Source organism: Halomonas sp. EF61, assembly GCF_040147045.1.
GTDB classification, from domain to species: domain Bacteria; phylum Pseudomonadota; class Gammaproteobacteria; order Pseudomonadales; family Halomonadaceae; genus Halomonas; species Halomonas litopenaei.
The window spans coordinates 1296923-1316268 of sequence record NZ_JAMSHM010000002.1 but is presented as its reverse complement, the minus strand read 5'-3'; the positions used below and the strand labels follow the sequence as shown (position 1 = coordinate 1316268).

General features: G+C 65.9%; 18 protein-coding genes and 1 pseudogene. 1 reads left to right on the top strand and 18 read right to left on the bottom strand.

From position 1 onward, the window contains the following. The 11 genes and pseudogenes from hisS to NFI08_RS14690 all read right to left on the bottom strand — a co-directional run bounded on the left by hisS (position 1) and on the right by NFI08_RS14690 (position 10615). On the bottom strand, positions 1 to 1284 hold the full coding sequence (gene hisS / locus NFI08_RS14740; protein WP_274601852.1) for a histidine--tRNA ligase: 1284 nt from the start codon (positions 1282 to 1284) through the stop codon (positions 1 to 3). 62 nt (positions 1285 to 1346) lie between these two features. Then, positions 1347 to 2459: a flavodoxin-dependent (E)-4-hydroxy-3-methylbut-2-enyl-diphosphate synthase gene (ispG, locus tag NFI08_RS14735; RefSeq protein WP_045992780.1), complete on the bottom strand. Its 1113-nt coding sequence runs from the start codon at positions 2457 to 2459 to the stop codon at positions 1347 to 1349. A gap of 9 nt (positions 2460 to 2468) precedes the next feature. After that, the gene (locus NFI08_RS14730) at positions 2469 to 3548 is read right to left on the bottom strand and encodes a RodZ domain-containing protein (RefSeq protein WP_222515679.1); all 1080 of its coding nucleotides are present in this window, start codon (positions 3546 to 3548) and stop codon (positions 2469 to 2471) included. A gap of 31 nt (positions 3549 to 3579) precedes the next feature. After that, positions 3580 to 4317 carry a type IV pilus biogenesis/stability protein PilW gene (gene pilW / locus NFI08_RS14725; RefSeq protein ID WP_349590228.1) on the bottom strand — a complete coding sequence of 246 codons (738 nt, stop codon included), beginning with the start codon at positions 4315 to 4317 and terminating at the stop codon, positions 3580 to 3582. Between the two features lie 120 nt (positions 4318 to 4437). Next, complete coding sequence (gene rlmN, locus NFI08_RS14720) at positions 4438 to 5565, bottom strand: dual-specificity RNA methyltransferase RlmN (RefSeq protein ID WP_108131248.1); 1128 nt, start codon at positions 5563 to 5565, stop codon at positions 4438 to 4440. A gap of 100 nt (positions 5566 to 5665) precedes the next feature. After that, positions 5666 to 6091 carry a nucleoside-diphosphate kinase gene (gene ndk / locus NFI08_RS14715; RefSeq protein ID WP_045992747.1) on the bottom strand — a complete coding sequence of 142 codons (426 nt, stop codon included), beginning with the start codon at positions 6089 to 6091 and terminating at the stop codon, positions 5666 to 5668. 208 nt (positions 6092 to 6299) lie between these two features. Next, positions 6300 to 6626 (bottom strand): HesB/IscA family protein, encoded by a 327-nt coding sequence (locus NFI08_RS14710; RefSeq protein WP_045992748.1) that lies wholly within the window; start codon positions 6624 to 6626, stop codon positions 6300 to 6302. Positions 6627 to 6739: 113 nt separating this feature from the next. Next, positions 6740 to 7900, bottom strand: a complete 1161-nt coding sequence (locus NFI08_RS14705; protein WP_045992749.1) for an aminotransferase class V-fold PLP-dependent enzyme — start codon at positions 7898 to 7900, stop codon at positions 6740 to 6742. A gap of 41 nt (positions 7901 to 7941) precedes the next feature. Beyond that, entirely contained in the window at positions 7942 to 8412 is a 471-nt protein-coding gene (locus tag NFI08_RS14700) for an Rrf2 family transcriptional regulator (protein ID WP_045992750.1), read from the bottom strand. Between the two features lie 353 nt (positions 8413 to 8765). Then, positions 8766 to 9563, bottom strand: a pseudogene (gene cysE, locus NFI08_RS14695) (serine O-acetyltransferase); the annotation flags it as partial. 191 nt (positions 9564 to 9754) lie between these two features. Continuing rightward, positions 9755 to 10615: an RNA methyltransferase gene (locus NFI08_RS14690; protein ID WP_349590223.1), complete on the bottom strand. Its 861-nt coding sequence runs from the start codon at positions 10613 to 10615 to the stop codon at positions 9755 to 9757. Between the two features lie 267 nt (positions 10616 to 10882). On the opposite strand from NFI08_RS14690, the gene NFI08_RS14685 reads away from it, so the two are divergent. Next, positions 10883 to 11707 (top strand): inositol monophosphatase family protein, encoded by an 825-nt coding sequence (locus NFI08_RS14685; protein ID WP_045992751.1) that lies wholly within the window; start codon positions 10883 to 10885, stop codon positions 11705 to 11707. A gap of 121 nt (positions 11708 to 11828) precedes the next feature. Here NFI08_RS14685 and NFI08_RS14680 read toward each other — a convergent pair whose 3' ends face one another. From NFI08_RS14680 to NFI08_RS14650, 7 genes are all read right to left on the bottom strand, one after another. After that, positions 11829 to 12488 carry a GntR family transcriptional regulator gene (locus tag NFI08_RS14680; RefSeq protein ID WP_045992752.1) on the bottom strand — a complete coding sequence of 220 codons (660 nt, stop codon included), beginning with the start codon at positions 12486 to 12488 and terminating at the stop codon, positions 11829 to 11831. A gap of 75 nt (positions 12489 to 12563) precedes the next feature. Beyond that, complete coding sequence (locus NFI08_RS14675) at positions 12564 to 13610, bottom strand: TRAP transporter substrate-binding protein (RefSeq protein ID WP_108448520.1); 1047 nt, start codon at positions 13608 to 13610, stop codon at positions 12564 to 12566. Between the two features lie 74 nt (positions 13611 to 13684). Beyond that, the gene (locus NFI08_RS14670; RefSeq protein ID WP_349590218.1) at positions 13685 to 14956 is read right to left on the bottom strand and encodes a TRAP transporter large permease; all 1272 of its coding nucleotides are present in this window, start codon (positions 14954 to 14956) and stop codon (positions 13685 to 13687) included. Beyond that, a complete protein-coding gene (locus tag NFI08_RS14665) occupies positions 14953 to 15471 on the bottom strand; it encodes a TRAP transporter small permease subunit (protein ID WP_349590215.1) in 519 nt (172 codons plus the stop codon). Before NFI08_RS14665 ends, NFI08_RS14670 begins: the two co-directional genes overlap by 4 nt. After that, positions 15468 to 17093, bottom strand: coding sequence for an AMP-binding protein (locus NFI08_RS14660; protein WP_349590212.1), 1626 nt, complete (start codon positions 17091 to 17093; stop codon positions 15468 to 15470). The genes NFI08_RS14665 and NFI08_RS14660 overlap by 4 nt, the downstream gene beginning before the upstream one ends. After that, positions 17083 to 18192: a hypothetical protein gene (locus NFI08_RS14655; protein WP_349590209.1), complete on the bottom strand. Its 1110-nt coding sequence runs from the start codon at positions 18190 to 18192 to the stop codon at positions 17083 to 17085. Before NFI08_RS14655 ends, NFI08_RS14660 begins: the two co-directional genes overlap by 11 nt. Before the next feature lie 262 nt (positions 18193 to 18454). Beyond that, positions 18455 to 19300: an ABC transporter substrate-binding protein gene (locus tag NFI08_RS14650; protein WP_348815322.1), complete on the bottom strand. Its 846-nt coding sequence runs from the start codon at positions 19298 to 19300 to the stop codon at positions 18455 to 18457. Between the last annotated feature and the right edge of the window lie 46 nt (positions 19301 to 19346).

Below are 19346 nucleotides of genomic sequence, written 5' to 3'. Positions count from 1 at the left end.
TCACTCGGACAGCAGGCTCGTCAGGGTGGTGGCCAAGGACGCTTGCTCGACCACGCGTTGTTCGCGGTCGTCACGCAGGAACTTGATCGCCACCTGGCCGTTTTCACGTTCGTTTTCGCCGATCAGCAGGGCGAGGCGGGCACCGCTGCGATCGGCCTTCTTGATGCGGCTCTTGAAGCTGCCGCCGCCACAGTGCAATTGCACGCCAAGGGCCGGCAGTTCATCGCGCAGGCGCTCGGCCAGGGCCATGGCGTCGCCGTCGGTGGTGGCATCCATGCCCAGCACGTAGGCGTCGAGCGGGGCGCGGGCCTCCTGCGGCACGATGTCCAGGGTCTCGAGCAGCAGGATCAGACGCTCGATGCCCATGGCGAAGCCCACCGCCGGGGTCGGTTTGCCGCCGAGCTGCTCGACCAGGCCGTCGTAGCGTCCGCCGGCGCACACGGTGCCTTGGCTGCCGAGAGCGTCGGTGGTCCACTCGAACACGGTGCGGCAGTAGTAGTCGAGACCGCGCACCAGGCGCGGGTTGATCACGTAGTCGATGCCGGCGGCGTCGAGGCGCGCGGTCAGCGCCTCGAAGTGCTCGCGGGACTCCTGATCCAGGTGATCCATCAGCTGGGGCGCCTGGCTCAGCATCTCGGCCATGGCCGGATTCTTCGAGTCGAGGATACGCAGCGGGTTGCTGGTCAGGCGGCGCAGCGAGTCCTCGTCGAGGACCTCGCGGTGCTGCTCGAAGTAGGCCACCAGGGTGTCGCGGTAGGCCGCGCGCGCCTCATTGGAGCCCAGCGAATTGAGCTCCAGGGTGACGTGATCAAACAGGCCGAGCTGCTTCCACAGACGCGCCGACAGCAGGATGACTTCGGCGTCGATGTCCGGGCCTTCCAGGCCGTAGGTCTCGACCCCGACCTGATGGAACTGACGGTAGCGGCCCTTCTGCGGGCGCTCGTGGCGGAACATCGGGCCGGTGTACCACAGCCGCTGGGTCTGGTTGTACAGAAGGCCATGTTCCATCGCCGCGCGAACCGCGCTGGCGGTGCCCTCGGGGCGCAGGGTCAGGCTGTCGCCGTTGCGGTCCTCGAAGGTGTACATCTCCTTCTCGACGATGTCGGTGACCTCGCCGATCGAGCGGGCGAACAGGGCCGTCTGCTCGACGATAGGGGTACGGATCTCGTTGTAGCCGTAGCGCTTCATCAGCGCCTGAACCTGGGACTCGAAGTACTGCCACACCGGCGAGGCGTCGGGCAACAGGTCATTCATGCCACGGATGGCCTGGATCTTCTTGCTCAAAACTTGCTCCTTGGTCTCGCCGTAGTCACGGCCCTCGCCCGGCCTGCCGCCGGGCGAGAGCGTTACAGGCGAGCGATGACGTCGCGTTCTGTCGCTTCCTTCTCGGCGACCTTCTGGCGAATCAGCGCCTCGAGATCGTCGACCAGGTGGTCATTGCGCAGTTTGCTGGCGGGCTTGCCGTCGATGTAGACGAGGTTGGCCGGGGTGCCGCCGGTCAGACCCAGGTCGGCTTCCTTGGCCTCGCCGGGGCCGTTGACCACGCAGCCGATGACGGCCACGTCCAGCGGCGTCATCACATCCTCGAGGCGCTCTTCGAGGGCGTTCATGGTGCTGATGACGTCGAAGTTCTGACGCGAACAGCTTGGGCAGGCGATGAAGTTGATACCCTTGGCCCGCAGGCGCAGGCTCTTGAGCATGTCAAAGCCGACCTTGACCTCTTCGACCGGATCCGCTGCCAGCGATACCCGGATGGTGTCGCCGATACCGTCCATCAGCAGCATGCCAAGGCCGATGGAGGACTTGACGGTGCCCGAACGCAGACCGCCTGCCTCGGTGATACCCAGGTGCAGCGGCTGCTCGATGCGTGAGGCCAGGTCACGGTAGGCGGCCACCGCCATGAACACGTCGGAGGCCTTGACGCTGACCTTGAAGTCGGGAAAGTCGAGGCGATCCAGGTGATCGATATGGCGCATCGCCGATTCGACCAGGGCCGCCGGCGTCGGTTCCCCGTACTTCTTCTGCAGGTCCTTCTCCAGCGAGCCGGCGTTGACGCCGATACGGATCGGGATACCGTTGTCACGGGCGGCGGAGACCACCGCCTGGACGCGGTCTTCACGGCCGATATTGCCGGGGTTGATGCGCAGGCAGTCGACGCCGAGCTCAGCCACGCGCAGGGCGATGCGGTAGTCGAAGTGGATGTCGGCCACCAGCGGCACCTGGGTGCCCTGCTTGATGCGACCGAAGGCCTCGGCGGCGTCCATGGTCGGCACCGAGACGCGCACGATATCGGCGCCGGCCTGTTCGAGGGCACGAATCTGGCCAAGGGTGGCCTCGACGTCCAGGGTGTCGGTGTTGGTCATGCTCTGCACCGAGATGGGAGCGTCGCCCCCGACCGGTACCGAACCGACATGAATTTGGCGTGACTGGCGTCTTTTGATCGGTGAGTGCGAATGCATGGCGATCAATCACTCTCCCAGGGTAAAGCGGGCGACATTGTTTCTGCCGGCACGCTGTTGCAGGTCGACGGTTTCTCCGCCCCACAACAACTCCACGCCGGTGGCGTTGCCGACAGTCATGCGGAAGGGCGGCTCGCCCTCCACGGTGGCTTCGGTGCCCGGTGACTGCAGGCCGACGAAGACACGGGTATTGGTGCTGTCGAAGATCTCGGTCCAGGACTGCTCGTTGAAGGTCAGCTTGAGGATACGACGGCTGTCGGCAGCCGGCGCGGCCTCGGCGGCGCCCTCATCCTCGGTGCCCTGTGCATCGTCGGCGCTAGCTGTCTGCTCGGCGCTGGCGTCGTCGGCACTCACGCTTGCAGCCTGGTCGGTGCTGTCGTTGGCGCTGTCGTCAGCGGGCTCGCTGGCTTCGGCGGCAGCCGCTTCGGTGGCCGCCACGGTGCTCGGCGTCGAGGCGCCAGGCTCGGCGCCGGCGCTTTCTGCAGCGCTGTCGGCGGAGGCCTGCTCGCCATCGACCAGTCCCATCTCGCTGTCCTCGGCGGGCAGCGGGGGCAGGTTGTCGTCGCCCTCGGTGCCCTCGTCGCTGACCGCGGCGTTGCCGTCGATGGTGTCCACCGAGACCGGGCCGTTGTCGCTGACCTCGGGCGGCTCGCTGCCACCACGGCTCTGCCACCACATCAGGGTCAGCCCGATCAGGCCGGCGATGACCACCAGGGTCATCAGCCGAAACAGCCAGGCGCCCAGGCGCGAGGGGGGCTTGTTGATGTACACCGGGGTGACCTTGCGCTCGACTTCCTCGTTGCCCATGCGCGCTTCATACAGCGCCATCACCCGGCCGACATCGACGCCGAGCAACTGGGCGTAGCTGCGCAGGTAGCCGCGTCGGTAGGTCACCACCGGCACTTCATCGTAGTTGTCGATCTCCAGCCCCTCGATCACGGCGGGACGGAGGTTGAGGGCTGCCCCGACTTCCTCGCGGGTCAGCCCCTGGCTCTCTCGTTCATGGCACAGCAAGGCGCCGGGAGAGGCGTCCCCGGAGGGCGTTTTGGACAAGGAGACCTCGGAGTCGGTGTACTGACTGTCGCTCATGGCTGAGCTTCCTTCATCGTGTAAACAGTGATCAAAGCGCGCGTGAAGGCTGGTCGGGTTCGGCCGATGTCCGGGCGCCGGTGTCGGCGTCTCCCAGGCTAGCGGCAAGCTGCCTGGCGGCGGTGGTCCATCCCGCCTGGCTCACGAAGCGATCCAGCTGTGATCGGGCGCGCATAAGGTTGCCCTGTGCGTATTCCAGTTCGGCGAGGGTCAAGTGGCTCGCGGGCAGGCTCGAGTCGATGCGTTGGGATCGCTCCAGCGCCGCCCTGGCCGTCTCGACCTCGCCGAGTTCCCACCGGCAGCGTCCCAGGTTGGCAAACAGCTGGGCCCGGTGGGCATAGTGTATATCGTGACTGGCCTGTTCAAGCTGCTCGCAGGCCTCACCGGTTTGCCCCCGATCATACAGGAAGGCGGCGTAATTGTTGCGTGCCCGGGTGAAGTTCGGGTCTTCATCGAGGGCGCGTCGAAAGAACTCGTCCGCCAGCGCCGCTTCCCCCTGGCGTTGGTGAATCAGTGCCAGGGCCTGCAGCGCGGCGGCGTCATCGGGATCGAGCGAGACGGCGCGATCGAGTGCCGCCGTGGCGCGGGGAAGGTTGCCCTGGCGCAGGTAGGCTTCGCCGAGGTTGCGATAGGCGACGGCGGGGGACTCGTCGGACTGGGGCACGGCGACGGCGCAGCCGGCAAGCGTCAGCGTCAGGGGGAGCGCGATGGCCAGTCCGATGACCCGGCCGCGCAGGCCGGCGCTTGAGCTGTCTGCCTGGCACGTCATGGCGTTGTCGAACTCCCGCTGCTTGGCCGTGGCGGGAAGGCGTCTGGCGACACCCGCCCGTGGGCAGGAAAAGGCCCGAATATCAAAGCGCCGTGCCGGAATGAAGTCAAGACGGCAGGGTCAGTCGGCGTCAATCTGGATCGACTGAATGTAGCGTTCGTGACGACGCGTACGATCCTTGACCCGTCCTACCAGCTGGCCGCAGGCGGCGTCGATGTCATCGCCCCGGGTCGACCGGATCGGCGCGGTATGACCCAGTTCGTAGAGCCAGCGCTGGAAGCGCATCACCTGATTGCGGGAGGGCTTCTCGTAGCCGGAATGGGGGAAGGGGTTGAAGGGGATCAGGTTGATCTTGCAGGGCAGTTCCTTCAACAGCTCCGCCAGTTCACGGGCATGCTCCTGCTGGTCGTTGACGTCCTTGATCACCGTGTATTCGATGGTGACCTGGCGGGTGTCGTCGCACTTGGCCAGATAACGGTGGCAGGCGTCCAGCAGTGAGCGGATGTTGTACTTGCGGTTGAGCGGTACCAGTTCGCTGCGCAGCGCATCATTGGCGGCGTGCAGCGAGATCGCCAGGCTGACGTCGAGTTCGTCGCCCAGGCGGTCGAGCATCGGTACCACCCCGGAGGTGGACAGGGTGACACGGCGTTTCGACAGGCCGTAACCCTGATCGTCGAGCATCAGCTTCATCGCCGGCACGACGTTGTCGTAGTTCATCAAGGGTTCGCCCATGCCCATCATCACCACGTTGGTGACCGGACGATTGGCGCTGTCCTTGCGTGAGCCGCCACTGTTGGAGGCGACCCATACCTGGCCGATGATCTCGGCGCTGGTGAGGTTACGCTGAAAGCCTTGCTTGCCGGTGGAGCAGAAACTGCAGTCCAGCGAGCAGCCGACCTGGGATGACACACACAGGGTGCGGCGCTTGCCGTTGTCGGCGGGGATAAGCACGGTTTCGACGTAGCTGCCGTCCTCGACCTCCACTACCCACTTGCGCGTCCCGTCCTTGGAGGCGCCTTCATAGACGACCTTGGGACCGCGTACCTCGGCGGTTTCCTCGAGGCGTGCGCGCAGCGCCTTGGACAGGTTGGTCATGGCGGCGAAATCGTCGACGCCTTCGTGGTGAATCCATTTCATCACCTGGGCGGCACGGAACTTCTTCTCACCGATGGAGAGGAAGAAGGCTTCCATCTCTTCTCGGGTCATGCCGAGCAGGTTGACGCGTTGGGGAGCAGCGGTGGTGGTCATGGCAGGTTCAGCGGGTCGGTGGGCAGAAAGGAGCGAACGGATGCCAGGGGCATCCGTTCACCGATGGGGCCGCAATCACGAGGGTCGGACCCCGACGCCCTTAGCGCGGGCAGATCTCGTCTGCGCCGAAGAAGTAGCTCACTTCGCGCTCGGCGGACTCGGGGGAGTCGGAGCCGTGGACGGCATTGGCGTCGATGGAGGAGGCGAAGTCGGCGCGGATGGTGCCGGCGTCGGCTTCCTTCGGGTTGGTGGCGCCCATCAGCTCGCGGTTCTTGGCGATGGCGTTGTCACCTTCCAGCACCTGCACCACGACCGGACCAGAGGTCATGAAGGACACCAGGTCGCCGAAGAAGGGGCGTTCCTTGTGCTCGGCGTAGAAGCCTTCGGCCTGCTCCTGGGACAGGTGAACCATCTTGGCGGCGACGACCTTCAGTTCGGCCTTCTCGAAGCGCGTGATGATCTCGCCGATGACATTCTTGGCGACGGCGTCGGGCTTGATGATGGACAGAGTGCGCTCTGTAGCCATGAAACTCTCCAGTAGTTGGGCCCAGGAAGTGGGCATGGATGCCAGGTAGATGGCGTCGCGCCGCCCCGGGGACCGGGGCGGCGCGACGCGGGAAAACGAAGCGATGCGGCGTGTTGCGCCGAAGAGCGCAGATTATAGCGTCCTCGTGGCGCCTTGAACACAATTGTTCGTCGCTGCGCCGGCGAGTTCTGCCGCGATCACGGCGAATTCAGACGGTAAAGCTCTCGCCGCAGCCGCACTCGTCCTTGACGTTGGGATTGTTGAAACGGAAGAACCGGTTCAGCCCCTCGTTGACGTAGTCGACCTCGCTGCCGTCTAGCATCTCGAGCGCTTCCGGGGCGACATAGACCCGAGCGTCGTGTTCCTCGAACAGGGCATCGTCGGCCTGGACGTCGTCGGCGAAGTCGAGGACGTAGCTGTAGCCGGAGCAGCCGCTGGGCTTGACCGAGACCCGCAGTCCAAGCCCCTGGCCTCGCTCGTCGAGCACGCGGCGGATCTGGTCGGCCGCGGCGGGGGTGATCTTCAGGTGTGCCATATCATTCTCCTGGGTCGGGTGCTGCCGCCTGGGCGGCAGTCACCGAAACTGTCTCTGTCGTGCGCTGCCCGTCGAAGGGTGATGTTCTCAAGGCATGGCGCGGGGCTCAGGCCTCACGGCATGGCGCGCTGGCGCAGGCCAATCAGCGCGGTGCGCAGGGCCTGGCCTGCGCGGTCGATGTCGTCTTCGCTGGTGAAGCGTCCGATGCTCAGGCGCAGCGAGGCCAGCGCCAGGCGGCGCGGCACCCCGATGCCCTGGAGCACGTAGGACGGTTCGACGCTGGCCGAGTTGCACGCCGACCCGGTCGACAGGGCGATGTCGCGCAGCGCCATCAGCAGCGACTCGCCGTCGACGCCCTCGAAGCCGAGGTTGATGATGTTGGGCACCGAGGCCTCGAGGCGGGTGTTGCAGTGCACGCCGTCGAGATCGGCGATGGCCTCGAGCAGGCGATCCCGCAGGCTCTGGATACGTGCCTGATCGGCCTCGCCTTCGTTCGCCGCCAGCGCGAAGGCCTCGCCCATGCCGGCGATCTGGTGGGTCGCCAGGGTGCCGGAACGCATGCTGCGTTCGTGGCCGCCGCCGTGGATCAGCGCCTCGAGACGAAGATCGGGGCTACGCCGCACATAGAGCGCGCCGATGCCCTTGGGGCCATAGGCCTTGTGGCCGGACAGCGACATCATGTCGACCTTGCTTCGCCCCACGTCGAGGTCGATGCGGCCCACCGCCTGGGCCGCGTCGACGTGGATCATGGCGCCGTGGTCATGGGCCACCTCGGCCAGGGCGGCGATGTCATTGATGGTGCCGAGTTCGTTGTTCACCGCCATCAGCGATACCAGCACGGTGTCGGGGCGCATGGCCTCGGCCAGCTGGCCAGGGCTGACGCTTCCGTCGGCCTGGGGCGTCAGCCAGGTGACGTCAAAGCCCTCTCGCTCTGCCGCCTTGGCGGTATCGATGACCGCCTTGTGCTCGATGATGGAGGTGACCAGGTGGCGGCCCTTGTCGCGGTTGGCCCTGAGGAAGCCGGTAATGGCCAGATTGTCCGCCTCGGTGGCGCCGCTGGTCCAGACGATCTCTCGCGGGTCGGCATTGATCAGGTCGGCGACCTGGCGCCGGCCGTTTTCCACCGCCTGCTCGGCCAGCCAGCCGGGCATATGGCTGCGCGACGCCGGGTTGGCGAAGGTGCCCTCGAGGGTCAGATGCCGACTCATGACCTCGGCGACACGGGGGTCGACCGGGGTGGTAGCGGCGTAGTCGAGATAGACGGGTGAAGTCATGGCGATGTCATCGTTGGCGGGCAGAGGGGCGAAAGTCTAGCTCAGGGCGCCGAGGTCACAATGTCGTCGTTGTGCTGGCGACGGCGCTGACGCCCGGCGATCTCGGCGATCTCCTGGCGCTCGGCCAGCTCGCCCAGGGTGACGCCGTCGAGGAAGTCCTGGATGCGCTCGGACAGCTCGAACCACAGGTGATGGGTCAGGCAGGTGTCGCCCTTCTGGCAGTCGGACAGACCGCCACAGCGGGTGGTGTCCACCGACTCCTTGACCGCATCGATGACCCGGGCCACCGAGATGGACGCTGCCGGCTCCGCCAGCAGGTAGCCACCGCCTGGCCCGCGCACGCTGTCGACCAGGCCGGCGCGCCGCAGGCGGGCGAACAGCTGCTCGAGGTAGGACAGCGAGATCTGCTGACGCCGGGCGATGTCGGCCAGGCAGATCGGGCCCTGGTCGGCGTTGACCGCCATGTCGAGCATGGCGGTGACAGCGTAGCGTCCCTTGGTGGTCAGGCGCATGGGGCGAACCCTCGACGCCGACATGGGTCGGCGGTCCGGAAAGTGTGGGCGTGGTCGGTAGCCGACGACGCTTGGATCAAAGCGATATTATGGGAAAGACCGAGTGTCGTGGTCAACTATTGGCGCCGTGCCGTCGTCGCCTCGTCTTCCCGCTCGGCCCCGTGCTCGGCGTCATTGGCCGTCTCGCTGCCGCCGGCACTGTCCTTGTCGGTGGTGCCTGGGTCGGAGGTGCCTTGGTCGGAGGTGCCTTGGTCGGAGGTGCCTGGCCCGACGTCTTCATTGCCGCTGGCGCTTTCGTTGCCTGTGGCGGTGTCGGAGCCCAGGATATCGGCGTTGGCGTCACGCCCGATCACCGGCGCACAGGCGCGGTCGACGTCTTCCAGTATCTCGGCGAAGTCCTCGTCGCGAATTTCCGGCATCTGACCGTCGCGGTAGCTGTGGTCCAGTTGCCTCAGGGTCTTGCACATGCCGCTGATGCGTTCATCCACCGCGTGCATATGGTCGAGCATGGCCTGCATCGACTTGGCCACCGGGTCGGGCATGTCCTGGCTCATGCCGTAGGCGTCGAAGCCGAATTTCTGGCACATCGCCTCGCGACGGGCCGGGTCGACCTCGAGGCCCGGGTCGCTGTCCGGGTCGCGGCGCTGGACGATCTTGCCGGGGATGCCGACCACGGTGGCGCCGGCCGGGACTTCCTTGGTGACCACCGCGTTGGAGCCGACCTTGGCGCCAGCACCGACGGTGAAGGGGCCGAGAATCTTGGCGCCGGCGCCGACGATCACGCCGTCCTCCAGGGTCGGGTGACGCTTGCCCTTGTTCCAGCTGGTGCCGCCCAGGGTCACGCCCTGGTAGAGGGTGACATCGTCGCCGACGATGGTGGTCTCGCCGATCACCACTCCCATGCCGTGGTCGATGAAGAAGCGCCGGCCGATGGTGGCGCCGGGGTGAATCTCGATGCCGGTGAACCAGCGGCCCAGCGTCGACAGGGTGCGCGCGATCCATTTGAGATTGCGCTTCCACAGCTGGTGGGAGATCCGGTGCAGCAGCAATGCGTGAAGGCCAGGATAGTTGGTCAGGACTTCAAGAAAGTTGCGCGCCGCCGGATCCCTGGCAAATACGCTGTTGATGTCTTCGCGTAGGCGTTGAAACATGCGGCGGTCCCTGAGTCGGTCAAGAGAATCATAGTGGGGGCTGGTGGTGGGCCATTCAAGCCTGCCACCTGTCGAGTCAGTGATCTGGTTAAGCTCAGCGGCTCGAAGGTGGACGCCGTGTCGCTCCAGAGCCGCCGGCCTGGCGCTGATCCTGCTGTTGGTTCTGCTGTTGGTTCTGTTGTCGGTTCGGGCTAGTCCTGGGCCGGCTTCTGGCCCGGATGCGTGTCATGTTCTCGCTGTAATTCCGGCTCGCTACCCCGGGCGCCCAGCGCCTGGCCGCCTGCGGCCTTCTCGGTGGCGCTGAGGATGCCACGCAGGATGTTGAGCTCCATGCGTTCGGGGCGCGAGCGCAGGGTCACTCGGCGCAGCCTGGCCATCAATTGGCGAGGCTTCGCCGGGTCGTGGAAGCCGATGGTGATCAGCGCGCGTTCCAGATGAGCGAAATAGTGCTCCAGCTCCTCGTGGCTGGCCAGTGGCTGCGCTTCTTCCTCTTCGTCCTGTGCCGGGCCTGGCTGGGTCTGGGCATGGGTCTGGGTCTGGGTCTGGGTCTGGGCCTGGGCCAGCCAGGCAAGGCGGCATTCGTAGGCCAGCACCTGCACCGCCGCGGCCAGGTTCAGCGAGCTGAAGTCGGGATTGGTGGGGATGTGGACGTGGGCGTGGCAGCGTTGCAGTTCGGCGTTGGACAGGCCGCTGTCCTCGCGGCCGAAGACCAGCGCGATGCGGGCCTCGGGCGTGGCCAGCTCGGCGGGCAGACGCTCGCCCAGCTCACGCGGGGTGATCATCGGCCAGGGCAAGGTGCGCGAGCGCGCGCTGGCTCCCACCACCAGGGTGCAGTCGGTGACCGCCTGCTCGAGGCTGTCGACCACCCGAGCGTCGTGGACCAGGGCATCTGCCCCGGAGGCGCGGGACACACTGTCGGCGGTGATGACCTCGCAGCGTGGTGCGACCAGGGCCAGATCGGCGAGTCCCATATTGTGCATGGCGCGGGCGGTGGCGCCGATATTGCCGGGGTGGCTGGTGCCGATGAGAACGATGCGAATGCGCTCGAGCATGGAAGATCCTGTAACGACGCGGCGGGTTGATGCGGTGGTTGGTGCAGTGGTCTATTCAATGACCGATGCGGTGACGTCTTCGGTCACCGATGCAATGGCGCTGATGGCGGACCGGTCGGCAGCGCCAGGGGCGCCAGTCTAGCATGGGTAGATGCGCGCTGGGGCGAAGTGCGTGGCATTCATGCCCGTGGTCTGCTAGGATTCGCGCCGAGTCAGTTACCCACGTCGACTCCGTTCTTTAACACCACCGACTCCCAAGGCCCGATCATGCATCCGATGGTCCAGTACGCCCTGCGCGCTGCCCGCAGCGCCGGCGAACAGTTTCTGCGCATTCGCGAACGAATCGAGAATGCCCACGACGAGCACAACCTCGACCGTCTACTCGAGGACACCGCTCGCAACGCCGAATCCCTGATTACCCGCCAGCTGACCCGCGGTTATCCCCAGCACGGGGTCGTCGGTCGCTACACGCCCCACCGTGCCGGTGAAGGCGAAGGCGCGGATATCCTGTGGCGCATCGAACCCTTCCACGGTTACTCGAACCTGAGTGTGGCGTCCCCTGAGTTCGCCCTGTCCGTGGTATGTCTGATCAAGGGCCGTCCGGAGCACGCGGTGGTGATCTGCCCCTTCAGCGATGACGAATACCTTGCCAGCCGTGGCCGTGGCGCCCAGCTCAATGGCAAGCGTCTGCGTGTGTCCAAGATCAAGAGCGCCGCTGGCGCCCGCCTGTCGCTGGGGCTTCCCGATACCTACCTGCGCTCGCGTTTTCTGCCGACCTACCTGACCCTGGTGCAGCAGCTCGGCCCCCAGGCCGAACAGCTTCAAGCCAGCGCCTGTGGCCTGCTCGACATGGCCCGTCTGGCCGCCGGTCGTGCCGACGCCGCCTTCGTGCTGGGAGTCGAGGAGCAGGACCTAGACATCGGTTCGCTGCTGCTCAAGGAGTCCGGTGCCCTGATCGGCACACCGGATGGCCAGCCCTCGGTGCGTATCGAAGGCGCCCTGATGGCCGCCAACCCGCGCCTGTTCAAGGCGCTGATCAAGCAGCTTGCGCCCCACGTGCACACGGCGCCCAGTCAGCCCGAAGAGGACTGATTCGGCACCGCTCGCGCGAGCGAGCGGTGATCGTGACGCCGTCACAGCAACGCCCCCGCGTCCTGGCCGCGGGGGCGTTGTCGTCTGTGGTGCCGGCCGTTGGTCGCCGCCATGGCGCGGGCTAGGCCAGCGCCTTGGTCAGCGAGAACACGAAGCCGGAAAACTCCGCTCGCTGCATGTCCAGGTGGTGAAACATCACATCCGCCGCCGCTCCCTCACGCTTGTCGGCGATGGCCGAGACGATTTCGAGATGCTCCTCGGCCGACATGCTGCGCATGCCGGCGATGCGGTGGATGTGCCCGCGATAGGGCTCGATCTTGCGTCGGATGTCGGTGATCTGGCCGGCCAGGGTCTCGTTGGCGGCCAGGCGATAGATCGCTTCGTGGAACGCCCTGTTGGCGCTGGTGTAACGTTCGGCGGTGATTGCCGCGGTGTCGATGGTTTCCTGGGCCGCCTGCAGCAATGGGGGAATGTCATCGGCGGTGCTCTGGCGCGCGGCGAGCCTGGCGGCGGAGGACTCCAGCAGCGCCAGCATCTCGAACATGTCGAGAATATCCTTGAGCGAATTGCGCCGGACGAAGGCGCCCTGGTTGGCCCGGTGTTCGACCAGGCCCTCGGAGGTGAGCATCCGAATGACCTCGCGGACGGGAGTACGAGAGACCGCGAACTCGGCGGCCAGGTCGCGCTCGTTCAGCCGGTGTCCCGGCGGATAGCTGCCCCGCAGGATGCGATCCTCAAGCTGCTGGCGAATGTGTTCGGTAGTCCTGGTGGGCGATGCCATCGAGCGGTCCCTGCAGTAGACACGTGGACGGAGGGCGGCACCCGGACGTCGTCTTGCCGGATGCCGCGGTCGAGATTACTGGAGATAGCTGCGGTAGACCTCCACCAGCGCACCGGCGGACTCGCCGAACTCCTCGATATACGCCGACAGGTACTTGTCGCGAAGGCTGTCGGCAAGCGCCAGATCCTCCTCGCTGAAGGTGTACACCGTCTCGGCCTGTTCATCGACCGCCTGGCGAAGACGTTCGGACTCCTCGGTGAAGTTGGCGCTCGACCACTCGATGGTGGCCTCGACCGCCCGATGGAGTTCGTCGCGAGCGTCCTGGCTCAGTCCATTGTACTTGCGCAGGTTCATGATGAGCGGATAGGGCGTGCGCACCATCGAGCTCGCAAGCACTACTGGGGCGACCTCGGAGAGCCCGAGATTGACGTAGGAGGAATCGGTGGTGATCACACCATCGACGCCGCCGGTCTGAAGCTGCAGAAACTGCTCGGCGGCACTCATGAACACCACGGTGGCGCCAAGGTCTTCGAGCGCCGGGTCGGTGTAGCCGCCCACGCCACGGATCTTGCGACCTTCGAGTTGGTCCAGACCGTCGATTGACTCGGCCAGGAACAGCGTGGTCTGCCCGGAGGAGTTGATGAACCCCAGCAGCTTGACCTGGGAGGCGGCAAAGGCTTCGCCCAGCGGTTCGAGCACGCGCGGGTCGTTGGCGAAGGCCAGCACGTCGGCGTCGTCCAGGGAGTCGGGCGGAAACGGCACGGTGAAGATCTTCATCATGCCCACGGTACCCACCACGTAGCCGCCGAACAGGCTGTACAGATCTACGGTGCCGCGTGCCGTGCCCATCAGACCGTCGCGTCCCTTGACCAGGGATTCCGAGGGGAAGACATCGATTTCGAGCAGTGTCGGGTCGAGCTGGTCGGCCAGGTATTGGGTGGTACGCCCGCGGAAGTCCTCGGCGGGAAAGTAGTGGCCCAGACGCAGGGTTTCCGCGGCCTGGGTCGTCGTCGTGGTGAGCAGTCCGGCGACCAGGGCCGTCGTCAGGGCGATGGCCAGGGTAGGGGACGGGGTGGCGGACGCGGATGCAATGAAGCGACGGCGGGAGAGGGAGTATTTCATCTTGTTGTCCTCTTGAGGAAGGTCCGGCGGAGCTCGGACGTAAGCTCGGTCGCAAGGGGCGGGACATCACTGGGTCAGCGACCGGTGACCAGTTCGGGAAATGCGCACAGGATGACGATGGATACGACGTAGAGGGCGATGAACGGCAGGGCGCCGCGCACCACCTGACTGATCCGGATGCCCTCGACACAGTCCCTGACCACGTAGAGGCACAGGCCGATGGGGGGGGTGATCACCGCGAAGCACATGTTGACCATCACCACCACGCCAAACCAGACGGGGTCGAAGCCGTAGGCGAGGATCGCAGGAAAGACGATGGGCACGGCGATGATGACCAACGAGATGGCATCGAGCAGGGTGCCGAGAACGAACAGCATCAGCATGACCAGCAGGAAGAAGGTCCAGGCGCCGAGTTCGGCCTCCACCACCACTCTGGCAAGCTGCTGGGGTAGCTGGGCGTTGCTCAGCGCATAGCTGAACAGCATCGCCGAGGCCAGGATGGCGAGCAGCATGCAACTGGTGCGGGTGGCCTTGATCAGCGCCGTGGTCAGGCTCTTTCGCGTCAGGCCCCTGCGCCCGAGGGCAATGATCAGTGCGCCGCCGACGCCAATGGCGGCCGCTTCGGTAGGGGTGGCGATACCGTGATAGATGCTGCCGATGACCACCACGATCAGGGCGATGACCGGGCCGGCCTGGAGCAGTGACCTGATCCAGCCCAGATCGGCGGCAAAACCGATCGTCGGCGCCCGTTTGCCTGACAGGCCCTGGACGACGCAGACGTAAGAGGCGAACAGCGCGGTGATCACCAGCCCCGGCACAATGGCGTGGGAAAACAGCTCGGCGATCGAGGTTTCGGTGACCACGCCATACATGATCAGCGGCAGGCTCGGAGGAATGATCATGCCGAGCCCCGAACTGGCGGCGACGGTGCCGGTGGCCATTTCGGGACTGTAGTGGCGCTTGAGCATCTCCGGGATGGCGACGCTGCCGATGACTGCCGCGACGCCGACGGCGGTGCCGCTGACCGCACCGAAGATCGCGCCGGCGACGATGGCACTGATGGCGATGCCGCCGGGCAGGCGTCCCAGCCACTTGTCGACGCTTTCGAACAGGTCGCGGCCCACCCCGGAAACGTTGACGATCTCGCTCATCAGCACGAACAGCGGTATGGCCACCAGCACGAACTCCGAGGTAGTGCCCCAGATGATGTCGGACATGGCCAGGCTGGCGGCCAGGCCACCCTGGTAGATGATGCCCACCAGGGCCGCGAGCCCCAGGGCGAAGGCCACGGGGACGCCAAGGATCAACAGAATGGCCAGACTCAGGGCGACGCTGAAAATCATCATGGCGTGGGTCCGTCCTCGTCGGTGGCGGGCGCCTTGAAGTGCGCCAGCTTCTGGTGGATCTGAGCGATCAGTTCCAGCACAAAGATCGCGGAGCCCGCCGGCATCAGCGCCTGGGGCAGATACAGCGGTACCGCCAGGGTGGTCGAGGACCGCCAGTTGAGCTGATAGGACAGGAGAGCGAGTTCCAGGGTGGCCCAGAAGGCGAAGGCCGCGAACACCAGGGTGCAGCCGTCGACGACCAGCCCCAGACGGTTCTGGGCGGCGATCGACAGCCGTCCCTCCAGCAGCGACATGCGGGCATGACCGCCTTCCCGATAGACCCGGGCGATGGCCATGAACAGGATGCCGGAGACCAGATAGCCCGAGACCTCGGTGACCCAGACGGTGGGAGCCCCCAGCAGGTATCGACTGATGACCTCCCAGATGATCGAAGCGACCAGGAACACCATGATCAGCAGGGCGGCGAAAAAGCCGGCATCGCCCAGGGTGCGGCACAGCCGGAGGAAGGGATTCATGAGGCACCTTCGGCCGAGCGGCCAAGGTAGAGGGTTCGATGGGTGTCCCTGAGCTCGGCCTTGATCACCTTGCCCATGGTGTTGCGTGGCAGGTCGTCGGCCACCAGTACCCGCTTGGGAACCTTGTAGGCGGCCAGTACATCGCGCAGACGGCGGCGAATGGCATCTTCGTCCGGGGTGACGTCATTGGCGGCAACCACCACGGCGGTCACCGCTTCGCCGAAGTCGGCGTGGGGCAGCCCGATCACCGCGGATTCGCTGACCTCCTCCATGGCGTCCAGCAGCGCTTCGACCTCGCCCGGGTAGACGTTGTAGCCCCCGCTGATGATCACATCCTTGCTGCGACCAACGATGGTCAGGTAGCCATCCTCATCGATACGGCCGTTGTCGCCGGTGCGAAACCAGCCGTCAGGGGTGAACTCCTGGCGGGTCTTCTGTGGCTGCCGCCAGTAGCCCTTCATCACGGCAGGGCCTTTGATCTGGAGGTGTCCGACGTTGCCGCTGGCGAGCGGGGTGTCGTGGTCATCGGTGATCCTGAGTCTGACGCCCTCGATGGGGAGGCCCACCGAGCCGAGGCGCCGTTCGCCCACTACCGGGTTGGAGCTGATGATGGTGGCCTCGGTCATGCCGTAGCGCTCCAGGATGGTGTGCCCGGTCAAGGCGTGAAAGCGCCGGGCGGTGGCCTCGCTCAGGGGCGCGGAGCCCGAGACGAAAAGACGCATCCCCGAGGTGGCCGCGGCGCTGAGATCAGGGTGCTCCAGCAGCCGGCTGTAGTAGGTAGGGACGCCCATCATCACCGTGGCTTCGGGCAGCAGGTGAACCACGGTATCGGCATCGAAGCGCGGCAGCAGGTGCATGCGACTGCCGGACAGCAGCACGCAGTGGGTGGCGATGACCAGGCCGTGGGCATGAAACAGCGGCAGGGCGTGGATCAGCACGTCGCTTGAGCCGAACTCCCAGAGTCGGGTCAGCGCCCTGGCATTGCTGGCCAGGTTGGCGTGGGTGAGCATCGCCCCCTTGGGGCTGCCGGTGGTGCCGGAGGTGTAGAGAATCAGGGCGACGTCGTCGCCTCGACGAGGCTCGATACGGTGGCGCTCGGCCTGCTCCGACACGAGTGTCATCAAACTGCCCGAGCCGTCCGCCTCCAGGGTGAGCCGCTGGATACCGGGGTGGCGGTTCAAGGCTTCTTCGTTGGCGGCCATGCACGCGCAGGAGGCGATATAGAGCACCGGCGCGGCGTCACTCAGAAAATAGGCGATCTCGGTGGCGGTATAGGCGGTATTGAGTGGCAGATGGATGGCGCCCTGACGCAACACCGCCAGGTACAGCAGCAAGGCTTGCGGGGACTTGTCGACCTGGGCGGCGACGCGATCCCCCGGCCTGACACCGAGCGCTGTCAGGGCACGGGCCAGGCGGGCACTCTGGGTCATGGCGTCGGCGTAGGACAGGGTGGTGGAAGGCTCGCTGGAGGCTCTGTTGGAAGCCCCGCTGGTGGCTCTGTTGGAAGCCCCGCTGGTGGCCCTGTTGAATGGCGCTGTGGTCAGCAGGGGTCCATGCCCCACCCGCTCGGCGACATCCTGAAACATCCGAAAGACGTTGCGGCAGCTGGCCTCAGTGTTCATCCCAGGCCTCCAGGGTGTCGATGATGCCAAGCGCGTGGAGGTGTTCGGCGCTGGCTTGTGGATGATCGCCTCTAGGCGTGATCAGCGCGGCCACCCGTGAGGGCAGGCTGCGAACGCGTCCTCTGGCGGTGAGTCTCACCTGGCTTGCGCAGGCGGCGAGGGCGAGATAGATGCCACCCGAGAGTTCACCATCGATCACCAGCTCAACGGCGGCACCCGAGCGCACTCGGTACTCGATGGTGCTGGCCAGACGCACCAGCGCCAGGCTCTGTAGCCTGGCTTCATCGATGGCCCTCAGGCTGTGGCAGCTCCACTGGCAGCGCAGTATCAGCGAAAGCCCAGCGGGGAGGCGCTGGATTGCCTGAGCAAGGTCTGCAAGATCCCGATGATCCGGCGGGGCGCTTCCGTGGCAGGTGATCCAAGCGTGCTGCTCCTGCTGCGACCGGCTTACCCGAGCTGACGGCAAGGTGGCGACGGATTCAGTAGCGGAACCGCCATTGAGCTCGATTCGACGTGACGAGGCGAGCCACCTGGCGATGTCGTTGCGCAGCGCTGTCGGTATCCCGCTGGTGGCATGGCCGGCGGGATCGCGCCTGAGTCGGGACACCGCCGAGATGACGGCGTCCACTCGGTGCTGGTGGAGATTGCGGGCATACAGCAGGCGAGGTCCGCTCATCGCCAGACGGTTGGCTGGCGTGTAGAGACGCTGGTCGGCGCACATGGCCACCAGGCTGGCACCGCCGAAGGTATTGTGCCCCAGCACCGCCAGGACCCCGGGGATGCGCTGGCGTCCGACCAGCAGGTCTCCTATCAGGGCACGCAAGTCGCCCTGTACCGCCACGCCTTCGTCGACCTTGGCACCGGCGGAGTCGATCAGCATCATCAGCGGCAGGCGATGTTCGCTGGCCGTGGCGATGGCCTGGCGAAAGATCGCGGTTTCCCGCTTGCCGATGGCGCCTCTCGCACGCTCCGGTAGGGTGGTAACGGCGACCAGGCGAGTCCCTTCAAGCTCGATCACGGCGCTCTGTGCTGCGGCCGGGGAGAGCGGATCCGACAGCGGAGTCTGGGGGGCGATGTCCTGAAGCAGATGAGAGGTCATGGTGTACGTCGCCTTCGGCATGCCTGGTGGGTTGTCTGGTATGCCATTTAAGGCTAGATGGCATGCCCTGGTGCGCCATACCTCCCAGGAGGTAGCGGTTATTCGGCCGCTGGAGGGGGCGATTCATGGCGGTTGGACGGGGGCGTCGGATGGCCGCTGTGGAGAGCCGGTGCGGCTTTGGCCCCGCCAACGACGACGCCCCCGCGGCCTGGCCGCGGGGGCGTCATTCGTTGTTGGTGCAGTGAGTTCGGTGTGACCCTGGTCAGGGCGCCAGCGCGGCCACCACCTCTTCGACCTGGAGGCGGGTGCTGTCCAGGCCCTGGCCGGCCAGATACCAGAGTCGCGGCGAGCCGACGGCGATCGCCAGATCGTCACCGACGGCCTGCGTCAGCGCCTCGACATCGAGAGGCGTCTGGCCGATGGCGGCGCTGCGGTCCACCACCCACACCAGGTCGGGCTGGGTGGCGGCGATCTGCGCCGGCGTCAGCGGCGTGAAGGTACGCTCACCACGCGTCACGCTCTCGACGTTCTCGGGAAGTTCAGGCGAGGCCAGTCCCATCAGGTCATGCACGACGGCGTTGTGCTGGACGATAAGCTTTCCGTCGTTGTGGACGACCACCAGTACCTTCGGCGTCCCGTTGATCTCGGCCAACTGCTGATCGAGCGCCTGGCGCAGGTCCGCAAGCGCCTGCTCACCCGCTTGCTGTGCATCGAACAGCGCAGCCAGATCGTCGACCCGATGTTCGAGCTGGTCCCAGGCGTCCTCGCCCTCGGTCGCCACGGCGTAGACAGGGGCAAGAGCTTCCAGATTTTCGCGTTCGGCTTCCAGGCGCCCGCTGATCAGGATGGCGTCGGGTGACAGCGACTCAAGGACTTCCATGTCGGCGACCTTGAGGGTGCCCACGTCGGTGAAAGCGTCGTCGGCATAGTCGGACAGATAGTCGGGAAGCGTTGCCTGGGCGACACCGGCGATACGCTCGCGCTGCGCCAGGTTGTCGAGGATGTCCAGGGCCGCGTAGTCGAGGGCGGCGACCCTTTCCGGCACCGGTTGCGCCCAGGCCTGGGCAGTGACGCTGAGCAGGGTGGCGATGGCGAGAGGCTTGTACATGCTTTCTCCATTGATAATCATTTTCAATGGAGATGTTATCGCAAAT